30 protein-coding genes are annotated in these 26,139 nt (G+C 62.5%); 23 read left to right on the top strand and 7 right to left on the bottom strand.

Features of this window, described 5'->3' with window-relative positions; translation table 11 throughout:
• The first annotated feature begins 8 nt into the window (after window positions 1-8).
• Window positions 9-488 (top strand): SsrA-binding protein SmpB, encoded by a 480-nt coding sequence (smpB, locus tag AC1D1B_RS09080; RefSeq protein WP_477331316.1) that lies wholly within the window; start codon window positions 9-11, stop codon window positions 486-488.
• Window positions 489-570: 82 nt separating this feature from the next.
• On the top strand, window positions 571-1,299 hold the full coding sequence (locus AC1D1B_RS09075; RefSeq protein ID WP_477331314.1) for a glycoside hydrolase family 25 protein: 729 nt from the start codon (window positions 571-573) through the stop codon (window positions 1,297-1,299).
• 1 nt (window position 1,300) lies between these two features.
• Here AC1D1B_RS09075 and AC1D1B_RS09070 read toward each other — a convergent pair whose 3' ends face one another.
• On the bottom strand, window positions 1,301-2,200 hold the full coding sequence (locus tag AC1D1B_RS09070) for a DMT family transporter (protein ID WP_477331312.1): 900 nt from the start codon (window positions 2,198-2,200) through the stop codon (window positions 1,301-1,303).
• A gap of 152 nt (window positions 2,201-2,352) precedes the next feature.
• Here AC1D1B_RS09070 and AC1D1B_RS09065 point away from each other — a divergent pair, with 152 nt between their 5' ends.
• On the top strand, window positions 2,353-2,826 hold the full coding sequence (locus tag AC1D1B_RS09065; RefSeq protein WP_023727560.1) for an Lrp/AsnC family transcriptional regulator: 474 nt from the start codon (window positions 2,353-2,355) through the stop codon (window positions 2,824-2,826).
• Between the two features lie 16 nt (window positions 2,827-2,842).
• On the opposite strand, the gene AC1D1B_RS09060 is transcribed toward AC1D1B_RS09065, so the two are convergent.
• The gene (locus AC1D1B_RS09060) at window positions 2,843-3,202 is read right to left on the bottom strand and encodes a winged helix-turn-helix transcriptional regulator (protein ID WP_477331310.1); all 360 of its coding nucleotides are present in this window, start codon (window positions 3,200-3,202) and stop codon (window positions 2,843-2,845) included.
• A 111-nt stretch (window positions 3,203-3,313) separates the two neighbouring features.
• Between AC1D1B_RS09060 and AC1D1B_RS09055 the strand changes: the two genes are divergently transcribed.
• Window positions 3,314-4,327, top strand: coding sequence for a zinc-binding alcohol dehydrogenase family protein (locus tag AC1D1B_RS09055; RefSeq protein WP_477331308.1), 1,014 nt, complete (start codon window positions 3,314-3,316; stop codon window positions 4,325-4,327).
• Between the two features lie 108 nt (window positions 4,328-4,435).
• Here the strand turns inward: AC1D1B_RS09055 and AC1D1B_RS09050 are convergent, their stop codons facing one another.
• Together AC1D1B_RS09050 and AC1D1B_RS09045 are read right to left on the bottom strand one after the other, a co-directional pair.
• Window positions 4,436-5,101: a uracil-DNA glycosylase gene (locus tag AC1D1B_RS09050; RefSeq protein ID WP_477331306.1), complete on the bottom strand. Its 666-nt coding sequence runs from the start codon at window positions 5,099-5,101 to the stop codon at window positions 4,436-4,438.
• Window positions 5,098-5,679, bottom strand: a complete 582-nt coding sequence (locus tag AC1D1B_RS09045; protein WP_023670234.1) for a LabA-like NYN domain-containing protein — start codon at window positions 5,677-5,679, stop codon at window positions 5,098-5,100. The genes AC1D1B_RS09050 and AC1D1B_RS09045 overlap by 4 nt, the downstream gene beginning before the upstream one ends.
• A 318-nt stretch (window positions 5,680-5,997) precedes the next feature.
• On the opposite strand from AC1D1B_RS09045, the gene rpoZ reads away from it, so the two are divergent.
• From rpoZ to AC1D1B_RS09025, 4 genes are all read left to right on the top strand, one after another.
• Window positions 5,998-6,399 carry a DNA-directed RNA polymerase subunit omega gene (gene rpoZ / locus AC1D1B_RS09040; protein ID WP_454588394.1) on the top strand — a complete coding sequence of 134 codons (402 nt, stop codon included), beginning with the start codon at window positions 5,998-6,000 and terminating at the stop codon, window positions 6,397-6,399.
• Between the two features lie 128 nt (window positions 6,400-6,527).
• Window positions 6,528-8,759, top strand: a complete 2,232-nt coding sequence (locus tag AC1D1B_RS09035) for a RelA/SpoT family protein (RefSeq protein ID WP_477331304.1) — start codon at window positions 6,528-6,530, stop codon at window positions 8,757-8,759.
• 23 nt (window positions 8,760-8,782) lie between these two features.
• Entirely contained in the window at window positions 8,783-9,361 is a 579-nt protein-coding gene (pyrE, locus tag AC1D1B_RS09030) for an orotate phosphoribosyltransferase (protein WP_142867697.1), read from the top strand.
• 11 nt (window positions 9,362-9,372) lie between these two features.
• Window positions 9,373-9,753: a VOC family protein gene (locus AC1D1B_RS09025; protein WP_477331302.1), complete on the top strand. Its 381-nt coding sequence runs from the start codon at window positions 9,373-9,375 to the stop codon at window positions 9,751-9,753.
• On the opposite strand, the gene AC1D1B_RS09020 is transcribed toward AC1D1B_RS09025, so the two are convergent.
• A complete protein-coding gene (locus AC1D1B_RS09020; RefSeq protein ID WP_477331300.1) occupies window positions 9,734-10,264 on the bottom strand; it encodes a GNAT family N-acetyltransferase in 531 nt (176 codons plus the stop codon). The genes AC1D1B_RS09025 and AC1D1B_RS09020 overlap by 20 nt on opposite strands.
• 220 nt (window positions 10,265-10,484) lie before the next feature.
• On the opposite strand from AC1D1B_RS09020, the gene AC1D1B_RS09015 reads away from it, so the two are divergent.
• The 8 genes from AC1D1B_RS09015 (at window position 10,485) to AC1D1B_RS08980 (ending at window position 16,311) form a co-directional block, all read left to right on the top strand.
• Entirely contained in the window at window positions 10,485-11,069 is a 585-nt protein-coding gene (locus AC1D1B_RS09015) for a DUF2062 domain-containing protein (RefSeq protein ID WP_477264757.1), read from the top strand.
• On the top strand, window positions 11,066-11,479 hold the full coding sequence (acpS, locus tag AC1D1B_RS09010) for a holo-ACP synthase (RefSeq protein WP_477331298.1): 414 nt from the start codon (window positions 11,066-11,068) through the stop codon (window positions 11,477-11,479). Before AC1D1B_RS09015 ends, acpS begins: the two co-directional genes overlap by 4 nt.
• Before the next feature lie 96 nt (window positions 11,480-11,575).
• Window positions 11,576-12,325, top strand: a complete 750-nt coding sequence (lepB, locus tag AC1D1B_RS09005) for a signal peptidase I (RefSeq protein WP_477264753.1) — start codon at window positions 11,576-11,578, stop codon at window positions 12,323-12,325.
• A complete protein-coding gene (gene rnc / locus AC1D1B_RS09000) occupies window positions 12,325-13,041 on the top strand; it encodes a ribonuclease III (protein ID WP_477331296.1) in 717 nt (238 codons plus the stop codon). Before lepB ends, rnc begins: the two co-directional genes overlap by 1 nt.
• Window positions 13,038-13,970 carry a GTPase Era gene (era, locus tag AC1D1B_RS08995; protein WP_477331294.1) on the top strand — a complete coding sequence of 311 codons (933 nt, stop codon included), beginning with the start codon at window positions 13,038-13,040 and terminating at the stop codon, window positions 13,968-13,970. The genes rnc and era overlap by 4 nt, the downstream gene beginning before the upstream one ends.
• Before the next feature lie 44 nt (window positions 13,971-14,014).
• A complete protein-coding gene (locus AC1D1B_RS08990; protein WP_477331292.1) occupies window positions 14,015-14,905 on the top strand; it encodes an aminoglycoside phosphotransferase family protein in 891 nt (296 codons plus the stop codon).
• Between the two features lie 103 nt (window positions 14,906-15,008).
• On the top strand, window positions 15,009-15,785 hold the full coding sequence (recO, locus tag AC1D1B_RS08985; protein ID WP_477331290.1) for a DNA repair protein RecO: 777 nt from the start codon (window positions 15,009-15,011) through the stop codon (window positions 15,783-15,785).
• 7 nt (window positions 15,786-15,792) lie between these two features.
• Window positions 15,793-16,311 (top strand): PaaI family thioesterase, encoded by a 519-nt coding sequence (locus AC1D1B_RS08980; RefSeq protein WP_477331288.1) that lies wholly within the window; start codon window positions 15,793-15,795, stop codon window positions 16,309-16,311.
• 32 nt (window positions 16,312-16,343) lie between these two features.
• On the opposite strand, the gene AC1D1B_RS08975 is transcribed toward AC1D1B_RS08980, so the two are convergent.
• Window positions 16,344-16,808 (bottom strand): NUDIX hydrolase, encoded by a 465-nt coding sequence (locus AC1D1B_RS08975; protein WP_477331286.1) that lies wholly within the window; start codon window positions 16,806-16,808, stop codon window positions 16,344-16,346.
• 247 nt (window positions 16,809-17,055) lie between these two features.
• Between AC1D1B_RS08975 and AC1D1B_RS08970 the strand changes: the two genes are divergently transcribed.
• The 7 genes from AC1D1B_RS08970 (at window position 17,056) to AC1D1B_RS08940 (ending at window position 24,723) form a co-directional block, all read left to right on the top strand.
• Window positions 17,056-19,824, top strand: coding sequence for a DUF2339 domain-containing protein (locus AC1D1B_RS08970; RefSeq protein ID WP_477331284.1), 2,769 nt, complete (start codon window positions 17,056-17,058; stop codon window positions 19,822-19,824).
• A gap of 48 nt (window positions 19,825-19,872) precedes the next feature.
• Window positions 19,873-20,115 (top strand): type II toxin-antitoxin system VapB family antitoxin, encoded by a 243-nt coding sequence (locus AC1D1B_RS08965; protein ID WP_477331282.1) that lies wholly within the window; start codon window positions 19,873-19,875, stop codon window positions 20,113-20,115.
• Window positions 20,116-20,355: 240 nt separating this feature from the next.
• Window positions 20,356-20,874 carry a sigma-70 family RNA polymerase sigma factor gene (locus tag AC1D1B_RS08960; RefSeq protein WP_477331281.1) on the top strand — a complete coding sequence of 173 codons (519 nt, stop codon included), beginning with the start codon at window positions 20,356-20,358 and terminating at the stop codon, window positions 20,872-20,874.
• On the top strand, window positions 20,871-21,662 hold the full coding sequence (locus AC1D1B_RS08955; RefSeq protein WP_477331279.1) for an anti-sigma factor family protein: 792 nt from the start codon (window positions 20,871-20,873) through the stop codon (window positions 21,660-21,662). Before AC1D1B_RS08960 ends, AC1D1B_RS08955 begins: the two co-directional genes overlap by 4 nt.
• A gap of 205 nt (window positions 21,663-21,867) precedes the next feature.
• Window positions 21,868-22,965 carry a peptidase C39 family protein gene (locus AC1D1B_RS08950; protein ID WP_477331277.1) on the top strand — a complete coding sequence of 366 codons (1,098 nt, stop codon included), beginning with the start codon at window positions 21,868-21,870 and terminating at the stop codon, window positions 22,963-22,965.
• Window positions 22,966-22,970: 5 nt separating this feature from the next.
• Window positions 22,971-24,434 (top strand): RimK family protein, encoded by a 1,464-nt coding sequence (locus AC1D1B_RS08945; RefSeq protein ID WP_112560739.1) that lies wholly within the window; start codon window positions 22,971-22,973, stop codon window positions 24,432-24,434.
• A 16-nt stretch (window positions 24,435-24,450) separates the two neighbouring features.
• Entirely contained in the window at window positions 24,451-24,723 is a 273-nt protein-coding gene (locus AC1D1B_RS08940; RefSeq protein ID WP_112560740.1) for a DUF3303 domain-containing protein, read from the top strand.
• Window positions 24,724-24,910: 187 nt separating this feature from the next.
• On the opposite strand, the gene AC1D1B_RS08935 is transcribed toward AC1D1B_RS08940, so the two are convergent.
• Window positions 24,911-25,675, bottom strand: coding sequence for a hypothetical protein (locus tag AC1D1B_RS08935; protein ID WP_477331275.1), 765 nt, complete (start codon window positions 25,673-25,675; stop codon window positions 24,911-24,913).
• Between the last annotated feature and the right edge of the window lie 464 nt (window positions 25,676-26,139).

Raw genomic sequence — 26,139 nt, 5'->3', positions numbered from 1 at the left:
TCCGCATCATGAATCAAGTCAGAAAAGCCGATCCCAACAACAAGACCGTTGCGGAAAACCGCAAGGCGCGGTTTTCCTATGAGGTGCTCGACACGGTCGAGGCCGGTCTGGTGCTGACCGGCACCGAGGTCAAGTCGCTGCGCCAGGGCCATGCCAACATCCAGGACAGCTACGCCTCGGTCGAGGGTGGCGAGATCTGGCTGATCAATTCCTATCTGCCGGAATATCTGCAGGCCAACCGGTTCAACCATGAGCCTAGGCGGCGCCGCAAGCTGCTGCTCAACAAGCGCGAGATGGCAAAACTGTCGCAGAGCATCGAGCGCGAAGGTATGACGCTGGTGCCGCTAAAGATCTATTTCAACGATCAGGGCCGCGCCAAGCTCCTGCTCGCCGTCGGCCGCGGCAAGAAATTGCACGACAAGCGCGAGACAGAAAAACAGCGCGACTGGTCGCGCGAAAAGGGCCGGCTCATGAAGGAACGCGGCTAGAACCTCGGGCAGCCCCAGAAAAGCCAGACATCGGCTTTTCAAATTTCGAACAACTGCGGCAGCGACACATGACGGGGAAGGCTTGAAGAACCGGATCATCCTCTGGGGTGCGGCCAGTCTGGTCTTTGCCGGCCTCGTCGCGGCAGGCGGCTTCTTCTATTTCCAGACATTCTCGCCGGATCGGGACAGCTATCCGGTCAGGGGCATCGACGTCTCCCATCATCAGGGCGAGATCGACTGGCGGCGCGTCGCCGCCGATGATGTCGCCTTCGCCGTCATCAAGGCGACCGAGGGCGGCGACCATGTCGACGATGCCTTCGCCAAGAATTTGCGCCAGGCACGCGCCGCGGGTCTTGCAGTAGGCGCCTATCATTTCTTCACCTTCTGCCGGCCGGGCGCCGAGCAGGCGAAGAATTTCATCGCGGTGGTGCCGCACGATCAGCCGCTGCTGCCGCCGGTGGTCGACATCGAATTCGGCGGCAACTGTCCGCAACGCCCGTCACCGGAACAACTCGCCACCGAACTGCAAGCCTTCCTCGGGCCGGTTGAAGCTGCCTTCGGAAAACCGGCGATCATCTATCTGACCGACGAGGCTGAGGACGCCTATGCGGGGCAGATAGCTGTGCGTCAGCGCTGGCTGCGCTCGCTGGCGATCAAACCGAGCGAGGATGGCTGGATCTACTGGCAGTACCACAATATGGGCCGCGTCGACGGCATCGAGGGCGATGTCGACCTTAATGTGCTGCAGGGCGGACACCAAACGCTGGCCGAGTTGTTTGCGCCATCTGCACAACCTTCGCCATCGCCCTGAATCAGGCAGTCTTGGTAGCAGGTCTGGCGACAGCCGAAAAAGCCATCCCCGCAGCCATGATCAGGATGGCGACGAACTGGGTGCCGGTCGGCGTTTCACCGAGCACCGTCATGGCGATCAGGACCGTTGCGATCGGCACACATGGCATGAACAGCGATGCCGTTTGCGACCCCAGCTGCCTGACCACATAGGTATAGAGGAACATGGCGGCCGCACCGGCCAGAAACCCTTGAATGACGATCTGGCTGGCGATCTCGGCCGCTGATGCAGCGCGGAGGCCGCTTGGGGCAAAGAAAGAGAGCAACGGCAGCGGCATGCATGACAGGAGCACGACCGTTGCGGTCGCCGTGACCGGATCGACGCGCCAGCGCCGCACGAGAACGGCATAAGCGGCAAACATCGCGCCCGATGCGATGAACAGGAGATCGCCGAAGAAGACGTCCTTCATGTCGCCGCCGATGCGCGCTGGCGCAATGAACAGGATCAGCCCGGCGATGATGGCGGCGACGCCGATGGTTCGCTGGCGCGAAGCCTTGTCCGTCGTGGCGATGTGAGACAGCACGAACGAGAAGAACACGATCGACGCCGGGCAGAGCGCCGCGCCGTGCGCGGCGGGTGCGTAGGTGAGGCCCCAATTGATGATGATCGGGTAGGGCAGTCCGGCCAGCGCCGCCAGCGTCAAGGCACGCCTCCAGCCCAATGCCTTGCCAGTCGCCAGGCCGCTGCGCCAGACGACTGGCAGCATGACCATGCCGGCGCCGATAAAGCGCAAGGTCGCCAGATCCGTTGCCGTCAGATGCTCCCGCAGGCTAAAGCGAGCCGCGACGAACTGCACGGCGTAAATGCCGATCATGGCCAGGCCGGCAAGGATTGCCGGCTTTGTGTTTCGATCCTCTGTCACGCGCATTCTCGTCCCGCTCGATCCTGCCAGGGGAGGATTTTTCCTCCAGACGGCTTTCGTTGAAAGCGCAGCCTATTGTTGAAAATGGTGCGGCGAAATATGCTCATTTCGCGATAAGAAAGTGAAATTCACGCATAAGAGGCAATTTGAACGTGAATCATGAATCCGATCAGCTCGACGCCATCGATCGCAGCCTGCTGCGGTTGCTGCAGGAGGACGGGCGTCGCACCACGCTCGATCTAGCAGCCCGCGTCGGCCTGTCACCGACCGGCACCAGCCAGCGGGTGAAGCGGCTCTTCCGGGACGGTTTCATCACTGCGGTCCGGGCCGTGCTCAATCCGCAAAAGATCGGCCGCGGTACGCTCGTCTTCATCGAAGTCAGGCTCGACCAGGCGGCGCCGCATGTGTTCGACCGTTTCGCCGAAGCGGTGGCGAAAGCCCCCGAAGTGCTGGAATGCCACATGGTCGTCGGCGGCTTCGACTATCTGGTCAAGGCGCGTATTTCGGAAATGGCCGCCTACCAGGATTTCCTCAAGCGCGTGATCCTGCCGCTGCCGGGTGTCAGGGAGACGCACACCTATGCGTCGATATCGGACGTGAAGCCGGACGCGCTGCTGCCGGTGTGAGACGGGGCGCCTGAAGTCATGCAGCCCGCGAAACCTCCGGCGCCAGCGTCACATTCGCATCGCCCCAGACTTTCAGGGCTGTGATCACCGGCTCCAGGCTTCTGCCGCGCGCCGTCAGGCTGTACTCCACCTTCGGCGGCACCTGCGCATAGACCTTGCGGGCGATGAGCCCATCCATTTCCAGCTCGCGAAGCTGGTTGGTCAGCATCCGTTGCGTGCAGTTCGGGATGCGCCGGCGTATCTCGTTGAAGCGCATCGTGCCCTCCAACAGATGGTAGAGCACGACGCCTTTCCACTTTCCGTCGATGTAGCGGAGCGTGCCCTCCACGGTGCAGCCGGGACTGCAATCGAATCGCTCATGGCGAATACGCGGCATGACGGTATCCTTTTCGACACTATGTGCTTTATATGTGCATTCTTGCGCTTTGCGAACATAAGCCGCATCTCTGCCCCACACAACGCTCAACAGCAATTTCGGAGAACCAGAATGCGCGCCGTCGGCTATCAAATCCCAGCCCCCATCACCGATGAGGCGTCCCTCGTCGATATCGACCTGCCCAAGCCGGAGCCGAAAGGCCGTCAATTGCTGGTCGAGGTGAAGGCGATCTCGGTCAATCCGGTCGACACCAAGATCCGCAAAAGCGCCAAACCCGAAGCCGGAAGCTGGCGCGTGCTTGGTTGGGACGCTGCCGGCCGGGTGGTCGCCACGGGTTCGGACGCCAGCCTGTTCAAGTCCGGCGACGACGTCTTCTATTCCGGCGCACTGCCGCTGCAAGGCACCAATGCCGAGTTTCACCTTGTCGACGAGCGCCTTGTCGGCCGCAAACCGAGCTCGCTCCACTATGCGGAGGCGGCTGCGCTGCCGCTGACGGCGATCACCGCCTTCGAGGCGCTCTTTGACCGCCTCGATGTGAAGAAGCCTGTTCCGGGCGCCACAAATGCCGTCCTGATCATCGGCGGCGCCGGCGGCGTCGGTTCGATCGCGGTCCAGCTGGCGCGCCAACTGACCGATCTGACGGTGATCGCCACCGCATCGCGGCCCGAAACACGCGACTGGGTGCTCGGCCTTGGCGCCCATCATGTCATCGATCATTCCAAGCCTCTGGCCAAGGAAGTCGCCGCCCTCGGCATCGGCGCGCCGGCCTTTGTCTTCTCGACGACCAACACCGACAAGCATTTGGCCGAGATCGTCGAACTGATCGCGCCGCAGGGCCGTTTCGGGTTGATCGACGACCCCCAGGCGCTCGACATCAATCCGTTCAAGCGCAAGAGCGTTTCGGTCCACTGGGAACTGATGTTCACTCGCTCGCTGTATGAAACGTCTGATATGGCCGCGCAGGGCGCGCATCTCAACGAACTGGCACGGCTCGTCGATGCCGGCACCATCCGCACCACTTTGGGTGAGACGTTTGGCCCTATCAATGCCGCCAATCTGAAGCGTGCCCATGCGCTGATCGAGACCGGCAAGGCCAAGGGCAAGATCGTGCTGGAGGGATTCTAGAGCAATTCCAGGAAAAGTGTGAAACGGTTTTCCGTCCGGAATTTGCGTCAAACAAGAGATAGAGTAGTTCGCCCTTTCCGTGAAACGGTGAACTGCTCTATGGCGGCGTTAGTTCCGCAGGAATTCCGCGATCTCGCTGAAAACCTTGACGAACATGGCTTCGGTCAGGACACCAGTGTTGGTGTTGTAGCGCGAGCAGTGATAGCTGGAAAACAGTGTCACGGCGCCGGCCCCGAGCCGGCCGCCATGCTTGAACGGATAGGCGGCGACACGCTGGCCCAGCGCCCTGACCGTCGACTGGTGTGCAATCGAACCCAACGCCAGCACGGCGCGCAGCCTGGGGAAACTTGCAATCGTCGGCACCAGGAAGCTGCGGCAAGTGGTGATCTCGGCGCCAACCGGCTTGTTTTCCGGCGGCACGCAACGCACCGCGTTGGTGATCGCGGTGCCGACCAGCTGCAACCCGTCATCCGGCCGCGCCTTGAACTCGCCGCGCGCAAAACCGTGCCCAATCAGTGTGGAGTAGAGCAGGTCGCCGGCATAGTCGCCGGTGAACGGCCGCCCGGTACGGTTGGCGCCGCGCAGGCCGGGCGCCAGCCCGACGATCAGAAGTTCGACGGCGTCGTCGCCCTCTGGCGGCAGGAAGGTTGGCACCGGCGCATTGAACCAGGACGGCTCGCGCTGCCGCCAGTCCGCGATAAAATCATGCAGGCGCGGGCAGAGCGGGCAGTCGCGGTCGGGTTCGGAAGCGGCGTCCAAGGCCGCCGCCGTCAATAATCTTCCTCTTCGACCTCGGCCGGCTCGGGCCGGCGCACCGGCCGTTCGGAAGGATCGCGGCCGACCTCGTTCTTCAGCGATGTCAGGTCGATGAAATGATCGGCCTGGCGGCGCAGATCGTCCGAGATCATCGGCGGCTGCGAGGCCATGGTCGAGACGATCGAGACCTTGCGCCCGCGCCGCTGCAGCGCTTCGACCAGCGTGCGGAAATCGCCGTCGCCGGAGAAGATGACATAGTGGTCGACGACGTCGGCAAGTTCGAGCGCATCGACGGTCAGTTCGATGTCCATATTGCCCTTGATCTTGCGGCGGCCGGTCGAGTCGGTGAATTCCTTGGCCGGCTTGGTGACCACCTTGAAGCCATTGTAGTCGAGCCAGTCGATCAAGGGGCGTATCGAAGAGTATTCCTGATCCTCGACCAACGCGGTGTAGTAGTAAGCGCGCAGCAGATAGCCGCGCTTCTGGAAGCTGGACAGCAGTTTGCGGTAGTCTATGTCGAAGCCGAGTGCGCGCGAGGTGGCGTAAAGATTGGCACCGTCGATGAATAGAGCGATTTTTTCACGGGGGTCGAACATGGCAATATTCCTTTTTCGAAATAGGTGGCGGACTAATCGAAATGGGTCGCTTATATCGGTCGGCTCGTAAATAAACCGGCTGACCTTTCGTCAACCGAGATAGCGCCAGTTTTACGGCAATCCAAGGGTGCCAGGGCGCACTGCAAGCAATTGTGATCAGCACTGTGTCGACGCGGGCAGACGGGCTTTGCCGGCAAGGCATTGACCGGTGTCAGCCGGCCCACGAGGCCCCAGCGCCATAATGCTTGTATTTTGGCGGCGTTCGGGTTATGGACCGCGCCTGTTTTCCATCAAATCCAGGCATGAAAGGGGCAATCAATGGCCCGCGTAACCGTTGAAGACTGCATCGACAAGGTCGACAACCGCTTCGAGCTCGTGCTGCTCGCCGGCCATCGCGCCCGCCAGATCAGCCAGGGCGCGCCGATCACCGTGCCGCGTGACAACGACAAGAACCCGGTCGTGGCGCTGCGCGAGATCGCCGATGAGACGCTGTCGCCCGACGACCTCAAGGAAGATCTGATCCACTCGCTGCAGAAGCATGTTGAGGTTGACGAGCCGGAAGCCGACGGCGAGGCGATTGCCGACCAGACCGGCGGCGCCGTCGCGGCAACCGACGCCGACGACGCCGAAGATAACGTCACCTTCGATCGCATGACCGAGGAAGACCTGCTGGCCGGCATCGAGGGCCTGGTTCCCCCGGAAAAGAGCGACGACTACTAAACGGGCGCCCTGGACCTGCCTGGAATACGTTTCCGGCACTTCCGTCCCGTCAGTTTCGTGGCTATCTATGAGATGCGCCGTACATCAGTGCGGCGCATCAATCATTTCAGCACCGCGAGAACCCGCCCATGATGCGTCAGTATGAGCTTGTCGAGCGCGTCGCGCGCTACAAGCCTGACGTCAACGAGGCGTTGCTCAACAAGGCCTATGTCTACGCCATGCAGAAGCATGGCCACCAGAAGCGCGCGTCCGGCGATCCTTATTTCTCGCATCCGCTCGAAGTCGCCGCCATCCTCACCGAAATGCACATGGACGAGGCGACGATCGCCGTCGCTTTGCTGCACGACACGATCGAGGACACCACCGCGACCCGGGCCGAGATCGACGATCTGTTCGGCCCCGAAATGGGCAAGCTGGTCGAGGGCCTGACCAAGCTGAAGAAGCTCGATCTCGTCTCCAAGAAGGCCGAGCAGGCGGAAAACCTGCGCAAGCTGTTGCTGGCCATCTCGGAGGATGTGCGCGTCCTCCTGGTCAAGCTCGCCGACCGCCTGCACAATATGCGCACCCTCGATCACATGCCCGAGGCCAAGCGTCTGCGTATCGCCGAGGAGACGATGGACATCTATGCGCCGTTGGCCGGGCGCATGGGCATGCAAGGCATGCGCGAGGAGCTGGAGGAGATCGCCTTCCGCTTCATCAATCCGGAGGCCTATCGCGCCGTCACCGCAAGGCTTGCCGAGATCTTCGAGCGCAACAAGGGCGTGCTGACCGACATTGAGAAGGCGCTGTCGGCGCTGTTTGAAAAGCATGCCATCAATGCCGGCGTGAAGAGCCGGCAGAAGAAGCCGTGGTCGGTGTTCCGCAAGATGGAGGCCAAGGCGCTGTCCTTCGAGCAGCTCTCCGACATTTTCGGCTTCCGCGTCGTCGTCGACAGCGTCGAAGACTGTTATCGCGCGCTCGGCGCCATCCACACGACATGGTCGATGGTGCCCGGCCGCTTCAAGGATTACATCTCGACGCCGAAGCAGAACGACTACCGCTCGATCCACACCACCATTGTCGGCCCATCGCGCCAGCGCGTCGAACTGCAGATCCGCACCCGCGAGATGAACAAGATCGCCGAGTATGGCGTCGCCGCCCATTCGATCTACAAGGACACCGGGGGCAAGACGAATGGTGCCGTCCATGCGATCTCGAAAGAGACCAACGCCTATGCCTGGCTGCGGCGCACCATCGAGCAGCTGGCCGAAGGCGACAATCCGGAAGACTTCCTCGAAAACACCAAGCTGGAGTTGTTCCAGGACCAGGTGTTCTGCTTCACGCCGAAAGGCATGCTGATCGCGCTGCCGCGCGGCGCCACGCCTATCGACTTTGCCTATGCCGTGCATACCGATGTCGGCGACACCTGCGTCGGCGCCAAGGTCAACGGCCGCATCATGCCGCTGATGACCGAGCTCAAGAACGGCGACGAGGTCGAGATCATCCGCTCCAAGGCGCAGGTGCCGCCCGCTGCGTGGGAATCGGTTGTTGTCACCGGCAAGGCGCGCTCGGCCATCCGCCGCGCCACCAAGAACGCCATCCGCAAGCAATATTCCGGTCTCGGCGCCCGCATCCTCGAGCGCGCTTTCGAACGCGCCGGCAAGACCTTCGCCAAGGAAAACCTGAAGCCGGTGCTGCACCGGCTGGCGCGCAAGGACATCGAGGATGTGCTGGCCTCGGTCGGGCGCGGTGAGCTCGCCTCGACCGACGTGATGAAGGCGGTCTTCCCCGACTACAAGGACGAGCGCGTCACCGTCAGCGCCCCCAAGCAGCGCGAGGAGGGCTGGTCGAAGATCCGCAATGCCGCCGGCATGCTGTTCCAGATGCCTGGTACGCGAGCCGCGCGCAAGGACAAGGACCAGCCGCGCGATGGCGCGGTGCCGATCCGCGGCGTGCGCGGCGACCTGCCGGTGCGCTTCGCGCCGGAAGGGGCTGTGCCCGGCGATCGCATCGTCGGCATCGTCCAGCCGGGAACCGGCATCACCATCTATCCCATCCAGTCGCCGGCGCTGCAGGCCTTCGACGACCAGCCGGAGCGCTGGATCGATGTGCGCTGGGACATTGACGAGCAGACCAAGGAGCGCTTTCCGGCGCGCGTCTCGGTCACCGCCATCAACGCGCCGGGGTCGTTGGCCGACATTGCCCAGGTGGTTGCCTCGAACGACGCCAACATCCATACGCTGTCGATGGTGCGCACCGCGCCCGACTTCACCGAAATGCTGATCGATCTCGAAGTCTGGGATTTGAAGCACCTCAACCGACTGCTGTCGCAGCTCAAGGACAATTCGAGCGTCAGCGATGCGCGGCGCGTCAACGGCTAACCACTAGTTCCAGGGCAGGGCAGATGAATACCGACGAAGTGCTGGGCATTTTCCGCGAGGCGGGCGCTGTTCTCGAGGGACATTTCATCCTGACGTCGGGCCTGCGCAGTCCGGTCTTCCTGCAGAAGGCGCGCGTCTTCATGCATGCCGACAAGACCGAGCGGCTGTGCAAGGCGCTGGCCGAAAAGATCCGCAAGGCGGTGCCGGGCAAGATCGACTATGTCGTCGGCCCGGCGATCGGCGGGCTGATCCCGGCCTATGAGACGTCGCGCCATCTCGGCGTCCCGGCGATCTGGGTCGAGCGCGAAGGTGGCGAGTTCAGGCTGCGCCGCTTCGAGATCGCGCCGGGATCGCGCGTCGTCATCGTCGAGGACATCGTCACCACTGGCCTGTCGATCCGTGAGACCATCGACTGCCTGCGTGCGCTTGGCGCCGAAGTGGTGGCTGCCGCATGCATCATCGACCGCTCGGCCGGCAAGACCAATGTCGGCGTGCCGCTGATCGCGCTCGCCGAATATGAGGTGCCGGCCTATCCCGCCGACCGCTTGCCGCCCGAGCTCGCCGCCATCCCGGCGATCAAGCCCGGCAGCCGCAATATCTAACGGGTAACACTATGATCGCCGGCATCGATCATTTCGTCCTGACGGTCCGCTCGGTGGAGGATAGCTGCGCCTTCTACCAGCGGGTGCTTGGCCTGAAACGCCTTGACGAGCCGGAGCGGCCGACGGCGCTGCTGTTTGGATCGCAGAAGATCAACCTGCATCAGGTAAGCCGCACCTTTGAGCCGAAAGCCAAGACACCGACCCCTGGGTCCGGCGATTTCTGTCTCGTCGCTGCAAGGCCACTCGCCGAGATCTGTGCCAGCCTGGAGGCCAATGGCGTGGCAATAGAAGTCGGTCCGGTCGAGCGTACCGGCGCTCGCGGCACAATGATGTCGGTCTATTTCCGCGATCCGGACGGCAATCTGGTCGAAGTCAGCGACTATCGGGAATAGCGAGATCGAGCCGCATGGCGCCGCGGCGATCGGCCTGCATGCCGTGCTCGGCTTCGGCGCGCAGCAGCGCGGCAAGCCGTTCATCGATCTCGACGCCCTCCAGGATGCGAAACCCCAGGCCACGATAGAACGGCGCATTCCACGCAACATCGCGAAACGTGGTCAGCGTGATTGCGGCAAGGCCGCGTTGCCTGGCGTCTACCGCCGCCCGTTCGAGCAGGGCGCGGCCGATGCCGCGGCCCTGCAGTTCAAGGCGCACGTCGAGTTCCCAGATATGCAGCACATCGCCTTCGATGGTGGCGCTGAGCAGGCCGACCAGTCGGTCCTGATCGTCGATGGCGACCAGACATGAGCCTTGCCGGATCAGGGCGCGATGGCGTTCGGCGCTGACATTGTCCCCATCGGCGAGCCAGGCAAGTTCAGGGATCGTCCGGAATGCCTCTCCTGCAGACTGTTCGACATCTGGCAGCAACTCGGCGTCGTCTTCGCGGGCGGGTCTTATCGTCGTCATGGGAGTTTCACCTGATGTTGTCCTCAGTTTCGCCCCAATGGCGCTCTTGTTACTCGCCTGCGGCAGACCATCGCGGCGGCGTTTCATTGTTCCGCCGCGACGCAGTCGCTATATCAAAGTCGTTGTTGCCTTTCTGCGCACTCGAAGCGCAAGATAGAGCTATCGCGCCCGGCCAGGGATGGTTGCAATTGGGCGCTGATGAACCGGGAACTGGAACAGAGTGCTTTTTCGACGCCGCAAGCCTGATGGCATTCTGGAGCGGGTGCGTACCTATCTGTGGCCGCGCCGCTCGTTTTCTCGCTCGTTGCAGTATTTTTCCAAGCGCATCCTGCGGCTGAAGGCCACGCCGCATGCGGTGGCGGCCGGCGTCGCGGCCGGCGTATTCGCCTCCTTCTTCCCGCTCGGCTTCCATTTCGCCGTCGCCGCCGTGCTCTGCTGGGTGATCGCCGGCAATCTGGTGGCTGCCGCCCTCGGCGCGGTATTCTTCGGCAATCCGCTGACTTTCCCGCTGCTGTGGGGGGCGTCCTGGGAAGTCGGCAAGCTGATCCTGCATGAGCGCCTGCCCAAGAACGGACCGCCCGCGCATCTCGGCGAAATGATGCACACGCTGTCGTTTGCCAAGCTGTGGCACCCGGTGCTGGAGCCGATGCTGATCGGCGCGGTGCCGCTCGGGTTGGTCTTCGGGCTCATCTTCTACGGCATCACCCGCTGGGGCATGACCGTCTTTCGTGAGCAGCGCAGGAAGCGCATGGCGGAGCGGGCGCACAAAGCCGGGCACGGCGGGCGGGAAGTTCCTGCGGAATGATCATCGGCATCGGCAGCGACCTGATCGACATCAGACGCATCGAAAAGTCGCTGGAACGGCATGGCCAGCGTTTCATCCAGCGCATCTACACCGAGGTCGAACAAGCCCGCTCCGAGGGCCGTGCCGGGCGTGCCGCCTCCTATGCCAAGCGCTTCGCCGCCAAGGAAGCCTGCGCCAAGGCGCTCGGCACCGGCCTGGCGCAAGGTGTGTTCTGGCGCGACATGGGCGTCGCCAACCTGCCCAGCGGCGCGCCGACCATGGCGCTGACCGGGGGCGCGGCCCTCAGGCTGGCCAAAATCCTGCCGCAGGGACACCAAGCGGCGATCCACCTCACAATCACCGATGATTTCCCGCTTGCTCAAGCCTTTGTGATTATCGAGGCGCTGCCCGCCGAACAAGCGCCACATTGATTGCATCTGACGACCGGCGATTATATCTAACGCCGACATGACGTTGCCCAGCGCACGCCGAGACTCTATACCATCCAACGCACAATCGAGGACGACATGAGCGTGGCTGAAAAATCCGAGAAGAAATCCGGCGGGCTTGGCGAAATCGTCAGCGTCATCATCCAGGCTTTGCTGCTGGCCATGGTCATCCGCACGCTCCTGTTCCAGCCCTTCTCGATTCCGTCGGGATCGATGCGGCCGACCTTGCTCGAAGGCGACTATCTCTTTGTGACCAAATGGTCCTATGGCTTCTCGCGCTATTCGCTGCCGTTCGGCCCCGACATCTTTTCCGGCCGCATCTGGGGCTCCGACCCGAAGCGCGGCGACGTGGTGGTGTTCAAGTTCCCGCCGGATCCTTCGCTCGACTACATCAAGCGCGTCGTCGGCCTGCCCGGCGACAGGATCCAGATGAAGAACGGCCAGCTGTTCATCAACGGCGAGGGTGTTCCGCGCGTGAAGACCGGCCAGATCGAAAACCCAGATATCACGGAAGTGCCTGAGCCGGTCGATGTCTATCGCGAGACGCTGCCCAACGGTGTCAGCTACGACACGCTCGACCTGACACCGAATTCGGTTACCGACAACACCCGCGAGTTCGTCGTGCCGCCCGGCAACTATTTCATGATGGGTGACAACAGGGACAATTCTTCCGACAGCCGCCTCAGCGTCGGCTACGTGCCGGCCGAAAACCTGGTCGGCCGCGCCAACATCGTCTTCTTCTCGATTGCAGGGAAGGCGAGCCCGCTTGAGATCTGGAAATGGCCGTCGCTGGTGCGCCTGTCGCGCATGTTCCATTTCGTAAATTGATGGCTTTGAAGCGCCCGACTGGTGAAACTCTGGCCGATCTGGTGAAAGCCAAGACCGGCCATTCCTTCCGGGATGTCCGTTTGCTCGAGACCGCGCTGACCCATTCCAGTGCGGTCAAGGCAAGCAGCAACAACCAGCGCCTCGAATTCCTCGGCGACCGCGTGCTCGGCCTGATCGTTGCCGACCTGCTTTTCGAAAAATTTCCCGAAGCGCCGGAAGGTGAGATAGCCCCTCGCTTCAATGCCCTGGTCGATGCGCGGACATGCTCCGACATCGGCATTGAAATGCAGCTGGAAGATCTGGTCCGGGCCGACGCCGCCTTGAAGGCGCGCTCGCGCGGTTCGGGCGGAAACTATCTGGCGGATGCGGTCGAAGCGCTGATCGCGGCGGTCTACATCGATGGCGGCCTAGACGCGGCGAGGCAATTCGTCTTGCGCTACTGGGAGCCGCGCTCGCAAAAGGTGGTGGCAAAGCCGCCCAATCCGAAATCCGACCTGCAGGAATGGATCGCCAAGACCAGCGATGTCAGGCCCGAATACGCGATCGAAAAACGCGAAGGGCCCGAACACCAACCGGTTTTCACGGTTTCCGTGAGGGTCAGCGGCTTTGCCCCGGCAAGCGGCATGGGCGGCTCTCGTCGCGCAGCCGAAGAAGCGGCGGCATCGGCATTTCTGTTACGCGAAGGCATCTGGGCCAACCAAGGGAGTGCGGCATGACCGCCAGCGAAGATCTCCCTCCGGCAGCGGAAACCCCTGCCACACACTCCGGCTTCGTCGCCCTGATCGGCGCGCCCAATGCCGGCAAATCGACGCTGGTCAACCAGCTGGTCGGCGCCAAAGTGTCGATCGTCACCCACAAGGTGCAGACCACCCGCGCCATCGTGCGCGGCATCGCCACGCACGACAATGCGCAGATCGTCTTCGTCGACACGCCCGGCATCTTCAAGCCGAAGCGCCGGCTCGACACGGCGATGGTGACCACGGCCTGGGGCGGCGCCAAGGACGCCGATATCGTGCTGCTGCTGATCGATGCCGAGCGCGGCATCAGGGGCGATGCCGACGCCATCCTCGAGCGGCTGAAGGATGTCCGCCAGCCGATGGTGCTGATCCTCAACAAGGTCGACCGGGTCAAGCACGAGGCGCTGCTGGCCCTGGCCGCGGCAGCGAACGAGAAAGTGCCGTTCAAGCGCACCTTCATGGTCTCGGCGCTGACCGGCTCCGGCTGCAAGGACCTGCTCGACTACCTCGCGCAGGCGCTGCCGGCCGGCCCCTGGTATTATCCGGAAGACCAGATCTCCGACTTGCCGATGCGTCAGCTGGCGGCCGAGATCACCCGCGAAAAACTGTATCTGCGCCTCCACCAGGAACTGCCTTATTCCTCCCATATCGAGACCGAGAAATGGGAAGAGAAGCCGGACGGTTCGGTGCGCATCGACCAGACCATCTATGTCGAGCGCGACAGCCAGAAGAAGATCGTGCTCGGCCACAAGGGCGAAACGATCCGCGCCATCGGCCAGTCCGCGCGCATGGAGATCGCCGGCATTTTGGAGCAGAAGGTGCACCTGTTCCTGTTCGTCAAGGTGCGCGAGAACTGGGGCGACGACCCCGAGCGCTATCGCGAGATGGGGCTGGAGTTTCCCCATTGAACTTCGTCGTCTAGAAATGCCGCCCTGGCAGTTGAGACGACGACGTGCAACCAAAACTGACCATCGATACCGATCTCGTGCGCCGGTTGATCGACGCCCAGTTCCCGCAATGGCGGCATCTGAAGGTGAGCCCGGTGGCATCAGGCGGCTGGGACAACCGTACCTTCCATCTCGGCGACGAGATGACCGTGCGGCTGCCAAGTGCCGCGCCGTATGCGCTGCAGGTCGAAAAGGAGCACCGCTGGCTGCCCAGGCTGGCGCCGCTTTTGCCGCTGCCGATTCCGGTTCCGCTGGCGATGGGCGAGCCGGCGGAAGGCTATCCCTGGCATTGGTCCGTCTACCGCTGGATCGAAGGCGAAACCGCGAAGACCGCCGAAATCGCCGATCGTCGAGAGTTCGCGGTTGCGCTGGCCGATTTCCTCGTCGCGCTGAGGCAGATCGATCCGGCGGGCGGACCGGCTGCGGGCGAGCACAATTTCTTTCGCGGCGGATCGCTGACTGTCTACGATGCGGAGGCAAGGCAAGCCATTGCCGCGCTGAGCGGAAAGATCGACACGCAGGCAGCCACCATTGTCTGGGATGCCGCCTTGGCCGCCACTTGGCAGGGCTCACCTGTCTGGTTCCACGGCGACGTCGCCTGGGGCAACCTTCTGGTTGAAGACGGTCGCCTGAGCGCCGTCATCGACTTCGGCACCTCCGGCATCGGCGACCCGTCCTGCGACCTGGCGATCGTCTGGACGTTCTTCGAAGGCGAAAGCCGGGAGGCTTTTCGCAATCGCATCGCAGTCGATGAAGCGACCTGGGCACGCGGCCGCGGCTGGACGCTGTGGAAGGCGCTGATCACCGTTGCCGGACACGACGCCAACCAGGCCGAAGCTGACAGATCTCGCCGCGTCATCGATGACGTGCTGGCCGACCACAGGAAATTCACGTGATCATAGCGTTTCGACGACGTGTTGGGGGTCCAATGTCAGCACAGATCGCACGCGGCGCGCCAAAATCTTGATTTCGCCACGCAACCGGTGACAAGCTCTCGCCATGGAATGGCGCGACGAGGGAATCATTCTCGGCACCCGCAAGCATGGCGAAACCAGCGCCATCCTCGAGGTGATGACGCGCGCGCATGGCCGCCATCTCGGCCTGGTGCGCGGCGGCCGCTCGCGCAAGCAGCAGCCGGTGCTGCAGCCCGGCAACCGCGTCGACCTGTTGTGGCGGGCCCGCCTCGACGAGCATCTCGGCACCTTCCAGGCCGAGGCGATCGAGATGAATGCCGCCCGGCTGATGGATAGCGCCGTCGCTGTCTACGGCCTGCAGACCATGGCCGCGCATCTGAGGCTGCTGCCGGAGCGCGACGCCCATGGCGGCCTTTACGAGACGCTGGCCGTGATGATTGCCCATCTCGACGATGCCGATGCCGCCGGCGAACTGGTGGCGCGCTTTGAACTGCTCATCCTCGACGAACTCGGCTTCGGCCTCGATCTCAGCCAGTGCGCGGCGACCGGCGCCTGGCAGGACCTGGCCTATGTCTCGCCGAAATCCGGCCGCGCGGTGTCGCGCCAGGCTGGCGCGCCGTGGCGCGACAAGATGCTGGCGCTGCCGGCCTTCCTGCAGCGGGGCTCGGGCCTGCGCGCCGATCAGGCCGCACTCGAGGATGCCTTCCGGTTGACCGGTTTCTTCTTCACCCGCCACGTCTACGAGCCGCGCGGCATCGATCAGCCCGACGCCCGTGCCGGCTTCCTCGCCGCCTTGCGCAAGCATCATTTGGGCGGCAAGGCCGCCGCAACAGCAGACGCGACCTCCGAAATCACAACGTGAGCATCACATGAGTGAAGTCGAACTTTATCCCGGCCGGGTGTCGCCGCTTGGCCTCGGCACCATTCCGCTTGGCGACCTCCTCGAATACAACGGCATCGAACTTTTGCAGCGCATCATCGATGGCAAATATCCGGCGCCGCCTATCTCCTTCCAGCTGAATTTTACCCTGACCGAAGTGTCGGAGGGGCGCGCGGTGTTTCGCGGCATGCCGAGCGAACGGCATCTCAACCCGTTGGGCGGCGTGCATGGTGGCTGGGCGGCAACGCTGCTGGACTCTGCACTGGCCTGCGCGGTGCAGACGTTGCTCGACAAGGGTGAGGCCTACACGACGGCCGAGTTCAAGGTGAATTTTACGCGGCCGATCACGCCGAAGACCGGCGAAGTGGTCTGCGAGGGCAAGATCGTCCACAAGGGCCGCACGCTGGCGGTGTCGGAAGCGACGCTGAAGGATGCGCAGGGCAAATTGCTGGCCTTCGGCACCGAGACATGCTCGATCTTTCCAGCCGCCAATCTGGCTACGCGCTAGGTTCGCTATCCGAGGGGAGGGCGACGTAGCGCCTAATCGACTTTGCGACTGCCCAAAAAATCATCGAGGATGGCGCGCTGACCGCTGAGGATCTTGAGGCTGGCTTCAGCCAATGAAAACCAGCCGGCTCTGTCGACTTCGGGAAATTCCTTCATCGCGCCCGACCGTGGCGGCCACTCCATGGTGAACATGTTGCTTTTTACGGCATCGGCGTCGATGTCGGCTTCGACACTCCAGGCGATGACGATCTTGCCGCCGGCTTGCCGATAGCTGCCGACGGGCTCGAAATCACCATCGATGGCGACGCCGAGTTCCTCTCCGGCCTCGCGCCGGGCGGCCGCCAACTCATCCTCGTTCTCCTCGACGAGACCCTTGGGGATAGACCAGGCGCCTTCGTCCTTCCTTGCCCAGAAGGGACCGCCGGGATGAACCAGCAGAAATTCGATAATGCCGGCCTTTGTCCGGTGGATCAGCAGTCCCGCGCTTCTTTTAGGCATTTGATTTTCCCAGGAGTTCACCTGAGAATAACATGGTCTCTGGCAAGTGGCGGTGGCACGCCATTCCTGACCATCTCAGATGATGGGTGAGGATAATGGTCGTAGACCGCTGGAATTTGCCGACGAAACATGCTCGATGATTTTTCTCCGGTCACCATTGCGGTGGCGTGACTTGAATAGCCGTCTGGGGTGGCCGTGTGGCCGCCGCAATTGTCAGTGAAAACTGGCCTGGTTTGGGGGAACCGCCATGTTTGAGAGCCTGATTGGCGCTGTCGTCGTTGTCGTGCTGTTCGTCCTCGTCTTGCGCCAGCAGGGCCGCATCAGCCTGATCGAACGCGAACTCGGCGCGCTGCGCAGCCTGGTTCTGTCCGGCGTGAATGTCGCCGCGCCCGCTGCCAAACCGGTCGAGCAGGCCGCGAACGACAGTGTGCCGGCGCCCCCTGAGGCAATTGCAACAGTTGCCGATGTAGCTCCGCCAACAGTGCCTGAAGCAGCACAGGCACCGGCCGCGGAGGCCGAAGCGGCCACCAGTGAGGCCGTGCCAGAACTGTCAGAAGCGGCCAAGGCGGCGTTAGCCGGATCCGCGCCGGCCGCCGCGAAAGCCGCTCGCCAGAGCGAGGTCGAAACCGCGCTTGGCACACGATGGGCGGTCTGGGTCGGCGGCATCGCGCTGGCCTTGGGCGGCCTGTTCCTGATCCGCTATACCATCGAGGCCGGCATTTTCGGCCCTGAAGTGCGGCTGGCCCTCGCAGCCTTGCTCGGTCTGGTGCTCGTCGGCGGCGGCGAGTTCATCCGCCGCACGGGCTTCAAGGTCCCGGTGGAAGGAGTGGCTGGCGCCTATATCCCGGCGATACTGACGGCCGCCGGCGCCTTCATCCTGTTCGGCACGGTCTATGCCGCCCATGCCGTTTACGGCTTCGTCGGTCCGGCCTTCGCCTTCACCGTGCTCGGCGCCATCGGCGTGGCGACGATTGTCGCCGCTCTCGTCCACGGCCAGGCGCTGGCCGGCATCGGCCTTGTCGGCTCCATGGCAACGCCGGCACTTGTGTCCTCGCAGGCGCCTAACCCATGGGCGCTGTTCATCTATCTCGCCATCGTGCTTGCCGCCAGCGCGGTGATCGCCCGCATGCGCGACTGGAAATTCCTGATCGCGGCGGCCTTCTTCGGTACCGGCGCCTGGACCATCGCCTACATGATGGCTGCGCCCGGCACCGACCTTGCCGTCATCCTGTTCATTGACGCGGTGACGCTGGCTGTGCTTGCCTTTGTCTGGCTGGGCAGTCGTGGCGGCGAAGCCGAAACTGCAAACAAAGGCTTCGACTGGCCCTCGATCGTGCCGGGAGTTTTCGTCGCATTTTCGGCGCTCGGCCTGTCCGTCGACAAGACGCTGGTCGCCGCCGGCGGCGCCTTGCCGGGCGCGTTCGTCCTCGTCGCCCTTGTCGCCACCGCACTCTACCGGCCGCGCGCGCTGCCGCTGCTGCACGCCGCCGGCGTGGTGAGCGTGATGATCTATCTCGGCATCATTCCGCCCGCCACCATCGGCTCAGACTTAGCCCAGGGAAACATAGGCTTTGACGGCATGCCGGTGGCGGCCGGAAACCCCTGGACGCTGCACATCGGCATTGGCCTCGGCCTGGTCTTCATCGGCGCCGGCTTCTGGGCCGCACGCCGCTTCGCCGCCACGGCACAGGTCCGCGCGGCATGCTGGGCGGCATGGGGCGTCGCCGCGCCAATGGTCATCCTGCTGACGCTGTGGCTTGCCTACGGAAATCTCGATCGCGACCTTGCCTATGCCGCGGTCGCTGCCCTTCTGGTCGTCGTCTTCGCCGCTGGCGGCGAATGGATCGCGCGCGCCGAACAGCCGCCGCTCAAGGGCGACGTCGCCGTCTCCTTCGCGCTTGGCGGCTCGGCTCTGGCCGGCCTCCTGATGCTGCATATGGCGTTCGGTTCCGGCTGGACAACCGTTCTCGCCGGCGTTGCCGCCATCGTGCCGGCGCTGGCCACGCGCTGGCGCAGCTATCCGGTGCTCGGCTGGATTTCGGTCGGCGCGGTTGTCGCCGTGCTTGGCCGCGTCGCCTTCGATCCGACCATCGTCGGTGCCGAATTTCTGACGACGACGCCCGTGTTCAACTGGCTGCTGCCGGGATACGGCGTGCCGGCGCTGGCCTTCGGTTTTGCCGCCTGGCAGCTCGCCCGCACCACCCCCGCACTACCAATAACTGGCAATGGCCGGCCGCGCCTTGCCATGGAGGCGGGTGCCGCCCTGTTCGCGCTGCTCACCGTGGCCATGCTGGTGCGCCACGCCATGCATGGCGGCGTCATCGACACCGGCACCGTCACGCTCGCCGAACAGGCGATCTACACGCTGATCGCCATCGGCGCCGGCGCCATATTGGTCGCAATCGACATGCGCTCGCCAAGTTCGGTGCTGCGCTACGGCTCGATGGCCGCCGGCGTGGTCTCGGTCGCCTTCATCGTCTTCCAGCATTTCCTGGTGCTGAACCCGTTGTTCACCGATGAATCGACCGGCCAGATCCCGGTGTTCAACCTGTTGTTCCTGGCCTACCTGCTGCCGGCCATCGCCGCCGGCGGGCTGGCGCTCTACGCCAGGTATAAGCGGCCGCCATGGTATGCGCAGATGCTGGCGGTGGTGGCGGCGTTGCTCGCCTTCGCCTATGCCACACTGTCGGTCAGGCGCGTGTTCAAGGGCGAGTTCATCGGCCTGTGGAGCGGCCTCGGCCAACTCGAGACCTACACCTATTCCGCGCTCTGGCTGGTCATCGGCGTCGTGCTGCTCACTGCCGGCGTCTGGTTGAAATCGCAGGTGCTGCGCATTGCCTCGGCGGCGCTGATCGCGATTGCCGTGGTGAAGGTCTTCCTGTTCGACATGTCGGAACTGGAAGGCGTGCTCAGGGCGCTGTCCTTCATCGGCCTCGGCGCCGTGCTGATCGGCATCGGCCTGTTCTACCAGCGGCTGCTGACACGGGCGGCGAGGGAGGGCAGCGCGGGTTCTTGAAGGAATATGCGAGGTGGAATACCCAGACATCCAGTAAAGGACATGCCGATGCCGCTCTATATCCGGGACGAAGAAGTGCATGCGCTAGCCATCAAATTGCAGCACCAAATCAACGCTGCGAGCAAGACGGAGGCGGTGCGGATCGCGCCTGTGCATGAACTCGAACGCAATCGCGCCGCAGTGCCGTTACGCGATAGGCTCGCCAAATTGCAATCGGAGGCTGCGAAGGCAGGTCTGCCCAATCCCGAGTTTGATATGAAAAAATTCAGCGACGAGATGTGGGATGACTGACGCTTCGTGCGGTGTCGGGAGCAGCCGCCATTCTCAACTTGGGCCGGGTTGTCTTTCCTGCTGACGGATTTGGGAGAATTCGGCTTTCTTATTGATTGCCGGGAATAATTTGGCCGATCACCTCGTTATCTCATTGCTTGGGTGACCGGGGCGGCAGACCGCTTCGCGCTGGCTGCTTGCGCCGCGCCGGGAAGGCGCGTTCAATCGGGTTAAACAAGGGCGACCTCAGAACCAGCGGTCATGGACGAAAAGAAGGCAGCAATCCTTGGTGAAATACCGCGCCTGCGCCGCTACGCACGCTCGCTTCTGCGCGACCGCGATTCCGCCGACGATCTCGTCCAGGATTGCCTCGAACGGGCGCTCTTGCGGCTCGACAGCTGGCAGACAGGAGAAAGCCCCCGGAGGTGGCTGTTTACGATCATGCATCATTTGTTCATCGACCAGATGCGCAAGGTGAACCGGCGCGGCGAGGCGGCGATCCTGCCGCTTGACGCAAACGAGGCGCAGGCAGTCCCCGCCGAGCAGGCGGAGAACGCCGCCTCGCGCGAGATCATCGACGCGCTGCAGGCGATCAGCCCCGACCGCCGCGCCGCCCTCGTCATGGTCGCCATCGAAGGATTTTCCTATGCCGAGGCTGCCAACATTCTCGGCGTGCCCGCCGGCACGCTGATGTCGCGCATAGCGCGAGGGCGCGAAGAACTGCGCAGCCTGCTCGACGACACGGCGCGCCGCCGCTCGATAAGGATCGTCGAGAAATGACCCGCCGCGATTTTTCCGAACGCGACATCCACATGGCCCTCGACGGCGAACTGCCGAGCGATGAGCGCGCCGCCTATGACGCCTGGATCGACGCCAATCCCGAAATGAAGGCGAAAAGCGCCCGCTACACCGCCGACCGCGCCGCGCTGCGCGCCGCCTTTGCCGGCGTGCTCGACGAGCCGGTGCCGATGCTGTTCAAGCAGATCGTGCGCGGCGAAGGCCCAACCAGGGTAGCGACGCGGCCCTCGCGCTGGTGGCTTGCGGCCGCGGCGGCGGCAGTGCTCGTCGTCGGCGGCCTCGGCGGCTATTTTGCCGGCATCGACGGTATTGGCAGGGATGACGGGGCAGACGACCAACTGGCCGAGGAGGCGATCGCCGCCCATGTCATCTATGCCGCCGAACAACGCCATGCGGTGGAAGTGCCCGCCAGCGACAGGGATCATTTGCAGACCTGGCTGTCCAACCGTGTCGGCTTGAAGCTGGTGGCGCCGGATCTTGTGGCGGAAGGCTTCCAGCTTGTTGGCGGCCGGCTGCTGCCTGCTGGTCAGGGCAAGGCGGCGATGCTGCTTTACGAGGACGCCAAGGGCCAGCGCATCTCCCTGTTCGTTACCGCTGATTCCTCAGCCAAGTCGAAGGGCACCTACATGGTCGACGCCGACGGCCCCGAGGCGGTCTACTGGCTGGACAAGGGCTATGCCTGCGCGGTCGTCGGCTCGCTGCCGCGCGAGCAACTGGCGGCTGTCGCCAAGCGCGCCTACGGTCAGCTTCTGGCGGGTCTCGCCAGTTGAGCGCATTCCGTTTTCGGGTCATGGACGGGGCGGCGCAGCACTTCGCGGTGCCGCCGCCACCGCCCGCCACTCGCGGCGGAACCTGTCACAATTCGGCCCTATTCAAGGTGCGATAGCGCTTGGGTGATATCGGCGTTTCGGCTGATGTTTGCGATGTGTTCGACCGGGGCTTTCCACCCACTCAATCGAGGTTTTCTGAACCCGCATGCCTGCCGAGATTCGCAAGGCCCGCGCGTCCGACGTCGATGACCTCGCCGCCATCGAGAAGGCGGTTTTTTCCAGTGACCGCATTTCCCGGCGCTCCTTTCGCCTGTTGATCGAACGCGAGACGGCCGAGATGCTGGTCGCCGAAAGTGATGGCCGCGTCGCCGGCTACGCCGTGGTGCTGTTTCGCAAGGGCAGCGGCGTCGCCCGGCTCTATTCGCTCGCCACCAGTCCGTTTTTCAGCGGCCTCGGTATTGGCCGCATGCTGCTTGCAGCGGCCGAAGAGGCCGCCTTCGAACACGGCCGCATGATGCTGCGCCTCGAAGTGCGCGAGGACAATCTTCGCGCCATCCGCATCTATGAGCAGAGCGGCTATCGCAAGATCGGCCGCGAACCGCACTACTACGAGGATGGCGAAACGGCGCTGCGCTACGAGAAGACCTTGCGCGGCGATATTCCGGTCGCCACCAAAGTGCCGTTCTACCAGCAGACCTGTGAATTCACCTGCGGCCCATGCTGCCTGATGATGGCGATGGCCAATTTCGATTCCGGCTTCGCGCCCGATCCGGTCATGGAAATCCGCCTGTGGCGCGAGGCGACGACCGTGTTCATGATGTCCGGCCCCGGCGGCTGCGAGCCGTTCGGCCTTGCGGTGGCCGGCCACGAAAACGGGCTTGCGGCTGAAATCTTCGTGTCCTTCTACGGCGCGCTCTTCCTGCAGTCAGTGCGCAGCGAGGACAAGCGCCGGGTGATGGAACTCGCCCAGGTCGACTTTCGCCGCCGCGCGGAACAATACGGCATCCCGGTGAATTACCGTCCATTCGCCATCGACGACATCCGTGGCGCCCTGGCCGAGGGAAAACTTGTGCTGGTGCTGATCAGCGGCTTCCTGATGTTCGGCAAGAAGGTGCCGCATTGGGTGCTGGCCATTGGCGACGATGGCGACCACATCCTGATCCACGATCCCTGGGTCGAGGACGAAAGACAGGAGACCATCCTCGATGCCGCCAACATTCCCGTCCCCCACGGCATCTTCATGAACATGGCGCAATTCGGCCGCGACGGACTGCGTGCTGCCATCACTCTTGGGAAACGCTGATAACAATGACCTGGGTCATCCTCACCGGCCGTCAGAACGATCTCGACCAGGCGGCAACGCCGCACAAGATCATCACCAACCGTGATTATCTTGCGCATCCGGCGCTGTTTCGCGGCCAGCAGCCGAAGGTCATCAACCTGTCGAACAATTACGCCTACCAGAGCCGCGGCTACTATGCCTCGCTGCTTGCCGGTTCGCGCGGCCACAAGGTCATCCCGACGGTCGAGACGATGATCGACCTGTCGGAGCGCAAGCTCTACGAGCACGCGCTGCCGGAACTGGAACTGGCGCTCAACAAATGCCGCAAGGATCTCGGCGGCGTCTTTCCGCAAAAAGTCTGCATCTTCTTCGGCATCGGCCCGTCGAAAATATGGGATCGCTTCGCCAAGCTGTTGTTCGACTGGTTCCGTGCCCCCGCGCTTGAGGTCCACATCAAGGACAGCGCCGAATGGGCTTCGATCCGCAAGATCGGCTTCCTGCCCCTGGCCAGGATGACCGAGGAGGAAGAAGCCTTCTTCGTGCAGGCCCTCGAGACCTACACCAACCGCGAGTGGCGTGACACCAAGGGCCGCACGCCGGCGCGCTACACCTTCGCCACGCTGGTCGATCCGCATGAGGAACTGCCGCCGTCGGAGATTTCCTCGCTGCGCTACTGGGCCAAGATCGCCGAAAAGATGGGCGTCGAAATCGAGCCGATCACCAGGAAGGATCTCGCCAAGCTCGCCAACTACGACGCGCTGTTCATCCGCGAGACAACCTCGATCTCCAACCATACCTACCGCTTCGCCCGCCGCGCCCAGCAAGAAGGCATGCCGGTGATCGACGACCCGCTGTCGATGATCCGCTGCACCAACAAGGTCTATCTCAACGAGCTGATGGCCTACAACAAGGTGCCGGTGCCGCCGACGGTGATGATTGCCGGCACCACGGACCTCGAACTGGCGGCGCAGACGCTGGGCTTTCCGCTGGTGCTGAAAATCCCGGATTCGTCGTTCTCGCGCGGCGTCAAGAAATGCGGCAACTTCGAGGAACTGAAGACGCTCGCCACCGAGTGGCTGGAGGATTCCGATCTTCTGATCGCGCAGAAATTCATTCCGACCGAATATGACTGGCGCGTCGGCGTGCTCGGCGGCCAGCCTCTGTTTGCCGTGCACTATCTGATGGCCAAGAAGCACTGGCAGATCGTCAACCACAAGGCCAGCGGCAAGCCCGATCAGGGCGGCATCAAGACCTTCACGCTGAAAGAGACGCCACCACATGTCGTCGAAACAGCGGTGAAGGCGGCGCGCTGCATCGGCGACGGGCTTTACGGCGTCGACCTCAAGGAAACCAAGGATGGCGTCTTCGTCATCGAGGTCAATGACAACCCCAATCTCGACCATGGTTGGGAGGATTCCGGCGAAAAGGACGAGGTCTGGGTGCGGCTGACGCAATGGTTCCTGGAGCGGCTCGACCGTCCGGGAAGGTAATTCGACCGGGGGAACAATGCAGTTCATCGTCATCGAGGATTTCACCGGCTGCGATCGCAAGGAGATTTATCGCCGCTTCGGCGAGCGCGGCCGACTGAAGCCGGACGAGCTTGTCGTCCACCACTCCTGGATCGCGGCGGATATGAGCCGCTGCTTTCTGCTGGTCGAGGCCGATGACGTGACGCTGCTGCAGCGCTGGGTCATCGAATGGGCTGATTTGGTGGAGTTCGAGATCATTCCCGTGGCGACGAACAAGGACATGGTGGCCGCATTGGCCAGCCACCTGTAAGCAGGTGAGAACATCGAGGTTCCCTAAGCTATGTGATGTCAAGCTGAAATTCTAAGCTGTTGAGTCAAGAACCAACTGGAGAATTGAGCGTCTGCAGTTGTGCCTTGGGGCAACTACCTTTTGCAGCCGTCGCCTGAGGCGTGGCTGACAGCATCATTTGACCCTCGGTATTGGGTTCATGGCCCGGCTACTGATCAGCCCTTTTTTGCACCGTAATAATAACAGTGCCGGCTATGAACGACGGAATCTTGTTAAAGCCGAACGGGGTTTTATCCAGATTTCCAAGAAGTCTAACTACGATGTCAACCCGGCTGTCGGTTTGATTAGTAATCTGTGCTTCCGCACGTTCTGCCGATTGTATCTCTAGTTGTACCCCCACGATCTTCTCGCCGGGAGCTACAGAAAACGTTCTGGGAAACAACCCTGGCTCAAATCCCTGAACTTGAAACGGAAAAGACTGGATGGCACTTCTAGGGGGAGGTGGAGCTGCGATGCTAAATGTACGTTCAGCTACGTTGGATCCTCGTGAAAACAAGCTGCGCTGCTCGGCAGTCAGCGCCACTTTGAAGTTGCCAGGCGTTGCAATGACAAATTCGGCGACTCTCCCATCCTTCGTTTGAGTCTTATTGATAGCCTCGGTAAGCTGCCAGTGACTAGTATGTTCGCCGCCTTCTGTCGCATCGGTACAGGTGAGAACGGTGGGAGCAAAACTGCCTTCAAACGCGCAATCAAACACGATATTCAAGCTACCAGAGCTTGTCTGCGAGTATATAAGCGCGGATATGATAGCCATAAAGGTTGCAAATGTGCTGATGACTAAAAGGATTCTGAATCGGATCTTTGATCCTTGAAAAAACTTTGGGAAAATTACATAAGCAAGCACAATGCCCGCGCCGATCAAAACGCCAATCCAGAGAAAACTTAAATAAGCGATATCAACTGTTTCTATCATCTAATTCGACCACTTGTTAAGTTTGTTGCCCATTGGGCGCGGATGAGCTCGGCGGAGACGGAGGCTCTACATCGCTGACGTTCGCCAAGTCGGATGAGCTCTCTGCCTGGGGCAAGTTTGCAAGGTTCGGCTTCTGCTGGACGAGAACATTCAAAGCGGCAACCCATCCGCACCCAGCCGCGAGTGCCTGAAAAGCGTCGGTCGGCTTAAAACAAATTAGACCAACAATTGGTCCGAATATTGTTACAAGAATAAAGTCTAAACGAAAGTAATATGTGTCGCTTCTGTTCGGAATCAGTAGCTTGAGTCTCGGTATTGTTCCTTCCATACCTTTTGTGGCTGCAAAAAAATACATCAGTAGCGAGCCGACTAGCGCTGTTCCGTATAGCGATAATCCCGGCAGGAGAGCCGAGACCCAAGTCGATGTTAGTAGGTTAGTCAGGGTTTCCATTTTTGCCCAGCCG

The sequence above is a fragment of the Mesorhizobium sp. P2_C5_2 genome (genome assembly GCF_056404535.1).
Note: the sequence above shows the minus strand (reverse complement) of the source record. Positions and strands in the feature narration are given on the sequence as shown.